Raw genomic sequence first — 11,782 nt, forward strand, 5'->3', positions numbered from 1 at the left:
CAGTAGACCGGCAACAAGGTCAGGATCATCGCTTCGAACGCAGCAAACAGCGACACCGCCCAGGCAATTGCCGGCAGGCCGCGGCAGAAGTTCAGCAAATCGTTGAGGGTCACGCTGCAGGCCTCACTGGTGGGCGCTCCGCTACGGCCCAGCAGCAGGAACGGTGACGTCATCAGCAAACCGACGCCCACCCAGAAACCGTAATCGTGCTCGGTGCCCAACGCCCCCAACAGTAGCGGCCCGGCCAGCTGACTCAGCGCATAACTGCTGCCATACAGCGCTACCAATCGGCCGCGCCATTGCTCGACCACCAGTTGGTTGATCCAGCTTTCACCAAGGATGAAGACGAGTGTCAGGATCACCCCGATCATCAACCGCAGCACCAGCCAGATCGGGTAGCTCGGCCATAGCGCTAGTAAGCCGATGGACACCGCCCCGGCCCACAGGCACAGGCGCATCAGATTGGCCGTGCCAAGACGGGCCGCGAGATGGCTGGAGATCTTCGCCCCCAGCAACACGCCAATGGCCGGCATCGCCGCCATCACGCCAATCGCGAACGAGCCGTAACCCCAGCCTTCCAGGCGCAGCGACACTAACGGCATGCTGACGCCCAGGGCCAGGCCGACACTCAAGACAGACGCCAAGACGGCGAAATAAGTCGCCCAACGCATGTTCCACGCTCCTGTGGATTGCTATTTTTACTGGCCGCACAAAGTAAATGTGGGAGCGGGCTTGCTCGCGAAGAGGCCATCACATCCAACATACTTGTCGAACGCGTGCAATGACTTGTCGCGACCGTTCCCGGACTGTTTGAAGCCACCGAACGGCGCGGTCATGTCGCCGCCATCGTACTGGTTGACCCAAACGCTACCCGCACGCAATGCCTTGGCGGTGAGGTGGGCCTTCGAGATGTCCGTGGTCCATACTGCCGCCGCGAGGCCGTAAGGGGTGTCGTTGGCAATCGCAACGGCTTCTTCGGCGGTATCGAAAGTGATCACCGACAACACCGGGCCAAAGATTTCTTCCTGGGCAATTTTCATCGCGTTGCTRACACCGTCGAAAATCGTCGGCTCGACGTAGGTGCCCCCGGTTTCCTGAAGAATACGCTTGCCGCCAGCCACCAGCTTGGCGCCATCGGTATGACCGGATTCGATGTAGGACAGCACGGTGTTCATCTGCTGGGTATCCACCAGCGCACCGACGTTGGTCACCGGGTCCAGCGGATTGCCCGGCTTCCAGGCCTTGAGGGCTTCGATCACCAGTGGCAGGAATTTGTCTTTGATCGAACGCTCGACCAGCAGGCGCGAACCGGCGGTGCAGACTTCGCCCTGGTTGAAGGCAATAGCGCTGGCAGYCGATTCGGCGGCGGCTTGCAGGTCCGGCGCATCGGCGAACACGATGTTCGGGCTCTTGCCACCGGCTTCAAGCCAGACACGCTTCATGTTCGATTCGCCGGAGTAGATCAGCAGTTGCTTGGCGATCTTGGTCGAACCGGTAAACACCAGGGTGTCGACATCATTGTGCAAGGCCAGGGCCTTGCCGACGGTATGACCGTAACCCGGCAGCACGTTCAGCACACCTTTCGGGATGCCGGCTTCAACTGCCAGCGCTGCAATACGAATAGCCGTCAGCGGCGATTTTTCCGAAGGCTTGAGGATCACTGAGTTACCGGTGGACAGCGCCGGGCCGAGTTTCCAGCAGGCCATCATCAACGGGAAGTTCCACGGCACGATCGCACCGACCACACCGACCGGCTCGCGAGTCACCAGCCCCAACTGATCGTGCGGGGTGGCGGCGACTTCGTCGTAGAGCTTGTCGATGGCCTCACCACTCCAGCTCAGGGCTTGCGCCGCGCCAGGAACGTCGATGTACAGGGAATCGCTGATCGGCTTGCCCATGTCCAGGGTTTCGAGCAGGGCCAGCTCTTCGGCGTGCTGTTTCAGCAGGCCGGCAAAACGAATCATGGTGGCTTTGCGCTTGGTCGGCGCCAGGCGCGACCAGGCGCCGGAATTGAACGTGGCGCGAGCGTTTTCCACGGCGCGCTGGGCGTCGGCGGCGTCACAGCTGGCAATCTTGCCCAGCAGACGGCCATCGACAGGGCTGATGCACTCGAACGTTTCACCGGAGACTGCATCGGTGTATTCGCCATTGATGTAGGCACGGCCTTCGATCTTCAGATCGCGAGCCCGTTGTTCCCAGTCGGCACGAGTCAGGGTGGTCATACGAGTGTCCTCCTCTTATTGAATACGAGCGCCCGCGCTCTTCGCGGGTGYTGTCAGGAATTCTGCCCGGCCAGCCTGCTTTTCGGCTCAAGGCAACCGTTACCCTAAACCAGCGACGGGTGAAGTTTCAATATATTTGACAAAGGGCCGTTAAATGGCCTTGCGATGTTCATTTTAATAAACATAGACTTTCAACTTTCCAGTCAGTCGCGCCGCAATCACGTGGGAATACCAACATGAGCATTCAGGATATCGTCGATTTCAGTCAGGCCACCACCCAGCCCGATCGCTATCGGCCAGACCCGGCCAAAGTCCTCAAGGGCGACCCCGAACAAACGGTGTACAACCACTACAACAGCCCGTGCGGCCAGATGAGTGCAGGTGTCTGGGAAGGCGAAGTCGGTCAGTGGCGGGTGAACTACACCGAACACGAATACTGCGAAATCGTTCAGGGGGTGTCAGTGCTTCGCGATGACAACGGCGGCGCCAAGACCCTGCGCGTGGGCGATCGCTTCGTGATTCCGGCCGGTTTCAAAGGCACCTGGGAAGTGCTGGAGCCGTGCCGCAAGATTTATGTGGTGTTTGAACAGAAGGCTTGAGGGTTTGTGCCGCTTGAACCGACAGGCAACAAAAAAGGCCCGTATCTCGCGATACGGGCCTTTTTCGTAAGGAGGAAAAATCAATTACTTGATTTTGCCTTCTTTGTAGATCACGTGCTTACGAACAACCGGATCATATTTCTTGATCTCGATTTTGTCCGGAGTAGTGCGCTTGTTCTTGTCGGTAGTGTAGAAGTGACCAGTACCGGCGCTCGAAATCAAACGAATCAATTCACGCATGATTAGCTCCCTTAGATCTTGCCATCGCGACGGATTTCGGCCAGCACGACATCAATGCCACGCTTGTCGATGATACGCATGCCTTTGGCAGATACGCGCAGACGCACAAAACGTTTCTCGGACTCAACCCAGAAGCGGTGATGCTGCAGGTTCGGCAGGAAACGACGACGGGTTTTGTTGTTTGCGTGGGAAATGTTATTCCCAGTCACCGGACCCTTACCGGTAACTTGACAGACTCTCGACATGCCTCAGCCCTCTAAAACCACATGCCCAACCCGGCATGGGTTGGCCGCTTAATCTCTCAGTCATTTGGCGCCAGGCGCCGCGTTTCTTTAAGGGTCTTACCGGCTACACCTACAAACGAAGGAACCGGGCCCCTAGAAAAGAGCGCTGCTTTATACCAGAAAGACCAGAGAGCAACAACAACCGGTGTGAATTGAGTTGATAAAAACCCGATTTTTCGGGCGCCGAGCGCCTTGGGCAAAGGCTAAGCCCGATAGCGACCGCTCGTCGCAGAGAATCGGCCAACGGGCCAATTCAGGGTTTTTCTCAACCGTCACTCACCGAAAACAATCGCCCATACTCCCCTGAAAATGAAAAAGGGGATAGTCATTTGCAAAAGAGCCCACTAGGGTAAGCCTTTTCCAGACTGCACTTGCAGATGGGCCTTCGATCTGTAAAGGAATCCGACCATGCGCCTCGCTGCCCTACCACTGTTGCTCGCCCCGCTTCTGCTGAGCCCCCTGGCCCATGCCGCCGCCCTGAGCGTCTGCACCGAGGCCAGTCCGGAAGGGTTCGACGTGGTGCAATACAACTCGTTGACCACCACCAACGCCTCGGCCGACGTGCTGATGAACCGCCTGGTGGACTTCGACACGGCCAGCGGCAAAGTGGTCGCCAGCCTCGCGGACAGCTGGGACGTCACGCCCGACGGCCTGACCTACGTCTTCAAGTTGCATCCGCAGGTGAAATTTCACCGCACCGAGTATTTCAGCCCGACGCGCGACCTGACCGCCGAAGACGTGAAATTCAGTTTCGACCGCATGCTCGATCCGGCAAACCCATGGCACAAAATCGCCCAGAGCGGCTTCCCGCACGCTCAGTCGATGCAGTTACCGACACTGATCAAAAAGATCGACGCCTTGGACCCGCTCACCATCCGCTTCACCCTCGATCACCCGGACTCGACGTTCCTGYCGACCCTGACCATGGGCTTCGCCTCGATCTATTCGGCCGAGTACGCCGAGCAACTGATGAAGGCCGGCACTCCGGAGAAGCTCAACAGCCAGCCGATCGGTAGCGGCCCGTTCATCTTCACGCGTTTCCAGAAAGATGCCTCGATTCGCTATAAGGCCAACCGCGACTACTTCCAGGGCAAGCCATCGGTGGACCCGTTGATCTTCGCGATCACCCCGGACGCCAACGTGCGCTTGCAGAAATTGCGCCGCAACGAGTGTCAGATCGCCCTGTCGCCGAAACCGCTGGACGTGCAGGCTGCGAAGCAGGAGCCGACCCTGAAGGTGGAAAAGACTGACGCCTTCATGACCGCATTCGTCGGCATCAATAGCCAACATCCGCCGCTGGACAAGCCGGAAGTGCGCCAGGCAATCAACCTGGCGTTCGACAAGGCCAACTACCTCAAGGCCGTATTCGAAGACACCGCCGAACCTGCCAATGGGCCCTATCCGCCCAACACCTGGAGCTATGCCAAAAACTTGCCGGGCTACCCGCATGATGTCGAGAAAGCCCGGGCATTGATGGCCAAGGCCGGACTCAAGAACGGTTTCCAGACCACCATCTGGACCCGTCCTTCCGGCAGCCTGCTGAACCCCAACCCGAGCCTCGGTGCGCAATTGCTTCAGTCCGACCTGGCGGAAATCGGCATTCAAGCAGAGATCCGCGTGATCGAATGGGGCGAACTGATTCGCCGCGCCAAGGCCGGCGAGCATGACCTGCTGTTCATGGGCTGGGCCGGCGACAACGGTGACCCGGACAACTTCCTCACGCCGCAGTTTTCCTGTGCGGCGATCAAAGCCGGCACCAACTTCGCCCGTTACTGCAACCAGGATCTGGACAAGCTGATCAGCGCCGGCAAGACCACTGGCGAGCAAGGTGTACGCACCAAGCTCTACGAACAGGCCCAGGCGCAAATACAGCAACAGGCATTGTGGCTGCCACTGGCCCACCCCACGGCCTTCGCCCTGACGCGCAAAGACGTCGAGGGTTATCGGGTCAGCCCGTTTGGCCGGCAGGATTACTCCAAGGTCAACTTCAAGTAATCAGCGTCACCACAAAAGCCGTGGGAGCAGGCTCGCTCACAGTGACTCATCTAGCCTTTCCTCTTCACATCCACCCGTACTCGGCCATGGACAACGGATCGCCATCACCGACGATGAAATGGTCGAGCACCCGCACATCGATCAGGTCCAGCGCTTCTTGCAGGCGCTTGGTCAGCATCCGGTCGGCTTGACTGGGATTGGAGTTACCCGACGGATGGTTGTGGCAGAGGATCAACGCTGCGGCGTTGTGGGCCAAAGCGCGTTTAACCACTTGTCTTGGATAGACACTGGTACTGTCGATGGAGCCGCGAAACAGCACTTCAAAGGTCAGCACTTGATGTTTTGAATCCAGAAACAGACAGCCGAATACCTCGTGAGGCTCATGGCGCAGCATCGACTTCAGGTAATCACGAACCGCCTGCGGATTTTCCAGTGCCGATTTCTGGCGCGCACGTTCGGCTAAATGCCGCCTGCCCATTTCCTGTGCCGCTTGCAACTGAGCGAATTTCGCCGGCCCGAGCCCCAATTGCCTGCTGAACGCAGTTTGATCGGCTTCGAGCAGTGAACGCAGGCTGCCAAACTGACTCAGCAGATGTCGTGCCAGATCTACTGCACTTTTACCCGATACACCGGTACGTAAAAAAATCGCTAGCAACTCGGCGTCCGAAAGACTCGCCGAACCCAACTCAAGTAACCTCTCCCGCGGTCGCTCCGCCGCTGGCCAATCGCGAATGCTCATAACACCTCCATGTAAGTGGGCGCCGCTGTTCCGTAGCGGTCGCTGTGATATCGTAGCCCATCTTTTTTGCGGGCGATTTCACCCCTGGGGAGGGGGTATCGCCATGCAGTCATCAACGAAATGAAAGGCAGACCTATGCAGCGGCTGTATCGGAAACGCATCGTTCTGGGCGTCGGCGGCGGCATTGCTGCCTACAAGAGCGCCGAGCTGGTTCGCCGCCTGATCGACCAGGGCGCCGAAGTGCGCGTGGTCATGACCCGTGGCGGCAGCGAATTCATTACCCCGCTGACCATGCAGGCCCTGTCCGGGCACCCGGTCCACCTGGACCTGCTGGACCCGGCGGCCGAAGCCGCCATGGGCCACATCGAACTGGCCAAATGGGCCGATCTGGTATTGATCGCCCCTGCCACTGCGGACCTGATCGCTCGCCTGGCCCAAGGCATTGCCGACGACCTGCTGACCACGCTGGTGCTGGCCACCGACGCGGTAGTCGCCGTGGCGCCGGCGATGAATCAGGCCATGTGGCGCGATCCGGCGACCCAGGCCAACCTGCAAACCCTCGAAAGCCGCGACTTCAAAGTCTTCGGCCCGGCCTCCGGCAGCCAGGCCTGCGGCGACGTCGGCATGGGCCGCATGCTCGAAGCCACCGACCTCGCCCAGTGCGCGGCAGACTGCTTCCAGCGCCAGGCGCTGACCGGCAAACACGTGCTGATCACCGCCGGCCCGACCCAGGAAAACATCGACCCGGTGCGCTACATCACCAACCACAGCTCCGGCAAAATGGGCTTTGCCCTGGCCGAAGCCGCGGTAGAAGCCGGCGCCCGCGTGACCCTGATCACAGGTCCCGTGCACCTGCCGACCCCGGATCGCGTCACCCGCATCGACGTGGTCAGCGCCCGGGACATGCTCGCCGCTTGTGAAGCCGCGATTCCTTGCGACCTGTTTATCGCCTCGGCGGCGGTCGCGGACTACCGCCCGGAAGTCGTGGCCCCACAGAAACTCAAGAAAGACCCTACAAGCGGCGACGGCTTGTTGCTACAGATGGTACGCAACCCAGACATTCTGGCCACCATCGCCACCCGTCCCGACCGTCCGTTCAGTGTCGGCTTTGCCGCCGAAACCGAACACCTGCTCGACTACGCTGCCCGCAAGTTGAAAGACAAGAACCTCGACCTGATCGTCGCCAACGACGTCGCCAACCCGAGTATTGGCTTCAACAGCGAAGAAAACGCCTGCAGCGTGATCGACCGTGAGCTGCACGCCACTATTTTTGCCCAGACCAGCAAAGGCAAGATTGCCCGCCAGCTGATCACTTTTATCGCCGAACGTCTGAACCAGGTTTAATTTACATGCACGCTTTGCAAGCCAAGATCCTCGACCCACGCATCGGCAGCGAATTTCCGCTGCCGCAGTACGCCACGCCCGGCTCCGCCGGCCTCGACCTGCGCGCCATGCTGGAAAAAGACACTGTCATCAAGCCGGGCGAGACCCTGCTGATCCCTACCGGCCTGTCGGTGTACATCGGCGATCCGGGCCTGGCGGCCTTGATTCTGCCGCGCTCAGGCCTGGGCCATAAGCACGGCATCGTGCTGGGCAACCTGGTCGGCCTGATCGACTCCGATTACCAGGGCCCGCTGATGGTCTCGTGCTGGAACCGTGGCCAGACCGACTTCAACATGGTCGTTGGCGAACGCCTCGCACAACTTGTTCTGGTACCAGTGGTTCAAGCGCACTTCGAAATGGTCGAAGAGTTCGTCGAAACCCAGCGCGGCACTGGCGGGTTCGGACATTCAGGCAGTCACTGATATGCCCTCTGTGGCGAGCGAGCTTGCTCGCGCTGGAAAGCGTAGCGGCCCCACGACTCTGGCAACTATTGCCGACGTTGTGAGTGCTGCGCATTCAAGCGGGAGCAAGCTCCCTCGCCACAAATCACACAGACGTCATCTGGAAGGTTTACCACTGAAAATCAAGGCATTGATCGACCCAATACTCGTCGACATTGGTGACATGGCCTTTTCGCACCACGAACTCTCTGCGGAAAACGCCGTCATACCCTTCAGTCCGAGCCAGCCGACGAGTTCTTCGCCGGCAGGTCTAGCCACTTTCGAGATGGAGCATTCCTACAGATGAGCACCCCAGCCCAAGTCGCACCCAAGTTCCCCGACAGCATCTTCCGCGCCTACGACATTCGTGGCACCGTCCCGGAATTCTTGAACGCGGAAACGGCTTATTGGCTCGGCCGCGCCATCGGCTCCCAGAGCCTGGCCCAGGGCGAGCCCAATGTGTCCGTCGGCCGCGACGGTCGCCTGTCCGGCCCGGAACTGGTGGAACAACTGATTCAGGGCCTGGCCGACAGCGGTTGCCACGTCAGCGACGTCGGCCTGGTGCCAACGCCAGCGCTGTACTACGCCGCCAACGTACTGGCCGGCAAATCCGGGGTGATGCTCACCGGCAGCCACAACCCGTCGAACTACAACGGCTTCAAGATCGTCATAGCTGGCGATACCCTGGCCAACGAACAGATCCAGGCCCTGCACGACCGCCTCAAGACCAACAACCTGAGCAGCGGCAAGGGCAGCATCACCAAGGTCGAGATCCTCGACCGCTACAACACCGAAATCGTCCAGGACATCAAACTCGCCCGCCGCCTGAAAGTGGTGGTCGATTGCGGCAATGGCGCGGCCGGCGTGATTGCCCCGCAACTGATCGAAGCCCTGAACTGCGAAGTCATCCCGCTGTTCTGCGATGTCGATGGCAACTTCCCGAACCATCACCCGGACCCGGGCAAGCTGGAAAACCTGGTAGACCTGATCGCCAAGGTCAAGGAAACCAACGCCGACCTGGGCCTGGCCTTCGACGGTGATGGCGACCGCGTGGGCGTGGTCACCAACACCGGCAGCGTCGTGTTCCCGGACCGCCTGCTGATGCTGTTCGCCAAGGATGTGGTAGCACGCAACCCCGACGCGGAAATCATCTTCGACGTCAAATGCACCCGTCGCCTGATCCCGCTGATCAAAGAATATGGCGGTCGCCCACTGATGTGGAAAACAGGTCACTCGCTGATCAAAAAGAAAATGAAACAATCCGGCGCCCTGTTGGCCGGCGAAATGAGCGGGCATATCTTCTTCAAGGAGCGCTGGTTCGGTTTCGACGACGGCATTTACAGCGCCGCGCGGCTGCTGGAGATCCTCAGCAAAGAGAAATCCACCGCGGAAGAGTTGTTCGCGACCTTCCCGAACGATATTTCTACGCCGGAAATCAATATCCATGTGACCGAAGAGAGCAAATTCAGCATCATTGATGCACTGCACGACGCACAGTGGGGTGAAGGCGCCGACCTGACCACCATTGACGGCGTGCGAGTCGACTATGCCAAAGGCTGGGGCCTGGTTCGCGCCTCCAACACCACACCGGTGCTGGTGCTGCGCTTCGAGGCCGATGACGAGGCTGAATTGCAGCGCATCAAGGATGTATTCCACGTCCAGCTGAAGCGCGTTGCACCTGATCTCCAACTACCGTTTTGATCTATTGAAGCACCCGGAGCCCTGAATGACCCTCGAACGCGAAGCCGCCGCCAACACCGCCAAGGTCCTGTCCGAAGCGCTGCCTTACATTCGCCGCTATGTCGGCAAGACGCTGGTGATCAAATACGGCGGCAACGCGATGGAAAGCGAGGAGCTGAAAACCGGCTTCGCCCGCGACATCGTGCTGATGAAAGCCGTCGGCATCAACCCGGTGGTGGTTCACGGCGGCGGCCCGCAAATCGGCGACCTGCTCAAGCGACTGTCGATCGAGAGCCACTTTGTCGATGGCATGCGCGTCACCGACGCCGCGACCATGGACGTGGTGGAAATGGTCCTCGGCGGCCAGGTCAACAAGGACATCGTCAACCTGATCAACCGTCACGGCGGCAGCGCCATCGGCCTGACCGGTAAAGACGCCGAGCTGATTCGCGCGAAGAAGCTCACCGTCACCCGCCAGACCCCTGAGATGACCCAGCCGGAAATCATCGACATCGGCCACGTCGGCGAAGTGGTCGGGATCAACACCGACCTGCTGAACCTGCTGGTCAAAGGCGATTTCATTCCGGTGATCGCGCCGATCGGCGTCGGTGCCAACGGCGAGTCGTACAACATCAACGCCGATCTGGTGGCCGGTAAAGTGGCCGAGGCTCTGAAAGCTGAGAAGCTGATGCTGCTGACCAACATTGCCGGCCTGATGGACAAGAGCGGCAAGGTCCTGACCGGCCTGAGCACCCAGCAAGTCGACGACCTGATCGCCGACGGCACCATCTACGGCGGCATGCTGCCGAAGATCCGTTGCGCGCTGGAAGCGGTACAGGGTGGCGTGGGCAGCTCGCTGATCATTGATGGTCGGGTGCCAAATGCAATTCTGCTGGAAATCTTCACCGACACCGGTGTGGGTACGCTGATCAGCAATCGCAAGCGTCCCTGATTCAAAACCTTAAAAAGATCGCAGCCTTCGGCAGCACCTACGGATTTCGGATGTACGAAAAACCTGTAGGAGCTGACGAAGTCTGCGATCTTTTTTATGCGCGCCGGAAATGCCTGACCTGATTGGGCGAAACGTCCGACTTCACGAAGGAAGCAATCTGCATAGGATCTTCTCTGAATCCACAGGAGGTCTACCCATGCAAAAAGACTACGTCCCTTACGGCAGCGATGTTTCACCTGGCACCGATGCCTGTGTCGATTGCGGTCACGAATACTCGAATCAGGGCAAAACATCGATGCCGCCCTGCCCGCAACTCCGCAAGACCGCACACACCCGTCATGGCTGGAGAATTCTGACTGGCCAGGGCGATGCTGTGGCTGATCCGTACCCGGAGAAAACCAATGAACCCAGCGGGATCAAAAAAGCCGAGACATTCAGCAGCACCAGCAAAAAATAATGCTGGGGGACTGGGCCATACATAAACAAAAGACCCCGCTCAACATGCTGAGCGGGGTCTTTTGCTGTCTGCAATCCCTGTGGGAGCGTGATTACACGCCGAACTGGGCGCGGTAGGCTTCAACCGCAGGCAAATGTTGCTTGAGCTGCGGATCGTCAGCCAGGAACTCCAGCACCTGGTTCAGCGAAACGATGCTGATCACCGGAATGCCGAAGTCACGTTCCACTTCCTGGATGGCCGACAACTCACCATTGCCACGCTCCTGACGGTTCAGGGCGATCAGCACACCGGCAGCTTTGGCGCCGTCCTGGGAAGCGATGATCTGCATCACTTCGCGGATGGCGGTGCCCGCGGTGATCACGTCGTCGATGATCAGCACGTCGCCAGTCAATGGCGCGCCAACCAGGCTGCCACCTTCGCCGTGGGCCTTGGCTTCCTTGCGATTGAAGCACCATGGCAGGTCACGGTCGTGATGTTCGGCCAGTGCCACGGCGGTGGCTGCCGCCAACGGGATGCCTTTGTAGGCCGGGCCGAACAGTACGTCGAAGGAAATACCGCTCTCGACGATGGCTGCCGCATAGAAACGGCCCAGCTGTGCCAGGGCCTTCCCTGAGTTGAACAGGCCGGCATTGAAGAAGTATGGACTGGTGCGCCCGGACTTCAGGGTGAACTCACCGAAGCGCAAAACGCCGCGATCGATGGCAAAACGAATGAAATCGCGTTGATACGCTTGCATGAAAAAAACCCCAAATACCACGGATTTAGCTAATTAGGTAGACGCCGTGTATCAT

At 59.3% G+C, this 11,782-nt stretch carries 12 protein-coding genes and 1 pseudogene; 7 read left to right on the forward strand and 6 right to left on the reverse strand.

Going from position 1 to position 11,782, the window contains the following annotated elements; translation table 11 throughout:
* On the reverse strand, nt 1-671 hold a 671-nt coding region (locus tag AC1DLB_RS09140; protein ID WP_477784897.1), incomplete at its 3' end, for an MFS transporter.
* Nucleotides 672-698: 27 nt separating this feature from the next.
* Nucleotides 699-2,222, reverse strand: coding sequence for an aldehyde dehydrogenase (locus AC1DLB_RS09145; protein ID WP_477784898.1), 1,524 nt, complete (start codon nt 2,220-2,222; stop codon nt 699-701).
* Nucleotides 2,223-2,458: 236 nt separating this feature from the next.
* Here AC1DLB_RS09145 and AC1DLB_RS09150 point away from each other — a divergent pair, with 236 nt between their 5' ends.
* The gene (locus AC1DLB_RS09150; protein WP_018927493.1) at nt 2,459-2,821 is read left to right on the forward strand and encodes a cupin domain-containing protein; all 363 of its coding nucleotides are present in this window, start codon (nt 2,459-2,461) and stop codon (nt 2,819-2,821) included.
* 84 nt (nt 2,822-2,905) lie between these two features.
* Here AC1DLB_RS09150 and rpmG read toward each other — a convergent pair whose 3' ends face one another.
* Nucleotides 2,906-3,061 (reverse strand): 50S ribosomal protein L33, encoded by a 156-nt coding sequence (rpmG, locus tag AC1DLB_RS09155; RefSeq protein ID WP_003177274.1) that lies wholly within the window; start codon nt 3,059-3,061, stop codon nt 2,906-2,908.
* Nucleotides 3,062-3,072: 11 nt separating this feature from the next.
* Nucleotides 3,073-3,306: a 50S ribosomal protein L28 gene (rpmB, locus tag AC1DLB_RS09160; protein ID WP_018927492.1), complete on the reverse strand. Its 234-nt coding sequence runs from the start codon at nt 3,304-3,306 to the stop codon at nt 3,073-3,075.
* Between the two features lie 447 nt (nt 3,307-3,753).
* Here rpmB and AC1DLB_RS09165 point away from each other — a divergent pair, with 447 nt between their 5' ends.
* Nucleotides 3,754-5,340 carry an ABC transporter substrate-binding protein gene (locus AC1DLB_RS09165; RefSeq protein ID WP_477784899.1) on the forward strand — a complete coding sequence of 529 codons (1,587 nt, stop codon included), beginning with the start codon at nt 3,754-3,756 and terminating at the stop codon, nt 5,338-5,340.
* 64 nt (nt 5,341-5,404) lie between these two features.
* On the opposite strand, the gene radC is transcribed toward AC1DLB_RS09165, so the two are convergent.
* Nucleotides 5,405-6,079 carry a RadC family protein gene (gene radC, locus AC1DLB_RS09170; protein ID WP_086944350.1) on the reverse strand — a complete coding sequence of 225 codons (675 nt, stop codon included), beginning with the start codon at nt 6,077-6,079 and terminating at the stop codon, nt 5,405-5,407.
* 135 nt (nt 6,080-6,214) lie between these two features.
* Between radC and coaBC the strand changes: the two genes are divergently transcribed.
* The 5 genes and pseudogenes from coaBC to AC1DLB_RS09195 all read left to right on the forward strand — a co-directional run bounded on the left by coaBC (nt 6,215) and on the right by AC1DLB_RS09195 (nt 10,991).
* The gene (coaBC, locus tag AC1DLB_RS09175) at nt 6,215-7,423 is read left to right on the forward strand and encodes a bifunctional phosphopantothenoylcysteine decarboxylase/phosphopantothenate--cysteine ligase CoaBC (protein WP_019650096.1); all 1,209 of its coding nucleotides are present in this window, start codon (nt 6,215-6,217) and stop codon (nt 7,421-7,423) included.
* Between the two features lie 5 nt (nt 7,424-7,428).
* Nucleotides 7,429-7,884 carry a dUTP diphosphatase gene (gene dut / locus AC1DLB_RS09180; protein WP_018927488.1) on the forward strand — a complete coding sequence of 152 codons (456 nt, stop codon included), beginning with the start codon at nt 7,429-7,431 and terminating at the stop codon, nt 7,882-7,884.
* A gap of 342 nt (nt 7,885-8,226) precedes the next feature.
* Nucleotides 8,227-9,603: pseudogene (locus AC1DLB_RS09185) on the forward strand (phosphomannomutase/phosphoglucomutase); the annotation flags it as partial.
* A gap of 25 nt (nt 9,604-9,628) precedes the next feature.
* Nucleotides 9,629-10,534: an acetylglutamate kinase gene (gene argB / locus AC1DLB_RS09190; RefSeq protein WP_018927486.1), complete on the forward strand. Its 906-nt coding sequence runs from the start codon at nt 9,629-9,631 to the stop codon at nt 10,532-10,534.
* 196 nt (nt 10,535-10,730) lie between these two features.
* Nucleotides 10,731-10,991 (forward strand): hypothetical protein, encoded by a 261-nt coding sequence (locus AC1DLB_RS09195; RefSeq protein ID WP_477743566.1) that lies wholly within the window; start codon nt 10,731-10,733, stop codon nt 10,989-10,991.
* Between the two features lie 91 nt (nt 10,992-11,082).
* On the opposite strand, the gene pyrE is transcribed toward AC1DLB_RS09195, so the two are convergent.
* Nucleotides 11,083-11,727: an orotate phosphoribosyltransferase gene (gene pyrE, locus AC1DLB_RS09200; protein WP_018927484.1), complete on the reverse strand. Its 645-nt coding sequence runs from the start codon at nt 11,725-11,727 to the stop codon at nt 11,083-11,085.
* Nucleotides 11,728-11,782 lie beyond the last annotated feature (55 nt).

It is taken from the genome of Pseudomonas sp. 05N434 (assembly GCF_056396965.1).

What these genes read in the sequence shown, in the direction of transcription:
- coaBC (WP_019650096.1), top strand. Translation starts at nt 6,215, where the DNA reads ATGCAGCGGCTGTATCGGAAACGCATCGTTCTGGGCGTCGGCGGCGGC.
- AC1DLB_RS09195 (WP_477743566.1), top strand. Translation starts at nt 10,731, where the DNA reads ATGCAAAAAGACTACGTCCCTTACGGCAGCGATGTTTCACCTGGCACC.
- rpmB (WP_018927492.1), bottom strand. Translation starts at nt 3,306, where the DNA reads ATGTCGAGAGTCTGTCAAGTTACCGGTAAGGGTCCGGTGACTGGGAAT.
- dut (WP_018927488.1), top strand. Translation starts at nt 7,429, where the DNA reads ATGCACGCTTTGCAAGCCAAGATCCTCGACCCACGCATCGGCAGCGAA.
- radC (WP_086944350.1), bottom strand. Translation starts at nt 6,079, where the DNA reads ATGAGCATTCGCGATTGGCCAGCGGCGGAGCGACCGCGGGAGAGGTTA.
- pyrE (WP_018927484.1), bottom strand. Translation starts at nt 11,727, where the DNA reads ATGCAAGCGTATCAACGCGATTTCATTCGTTTTGCCATCGATCGCGGC.
- argB (WP_018927486.1), top strand. Translation starts at nt 9,629, where the DNA reads ATGACCCTCGAACGCGAAGCCGCCGCCAACACCGCCAAGGTCCTGTCC.
- AC1DLB_RS09150 (WP_018927493.1), top strand. Translation starts at nt 2,459, where the DNA reads ATGAGCATTCAGGATATCGTCGATTTCAGTCAGGCCACCACCCAGCCC.
- rpmG (WP_003177274.1), bottom strand. Translation starts at nt 3,061, where the DNA reads ATGCGTGAATTGATTCGTTTGATTTCGAGCGCCGGTACTGGTCACTTC.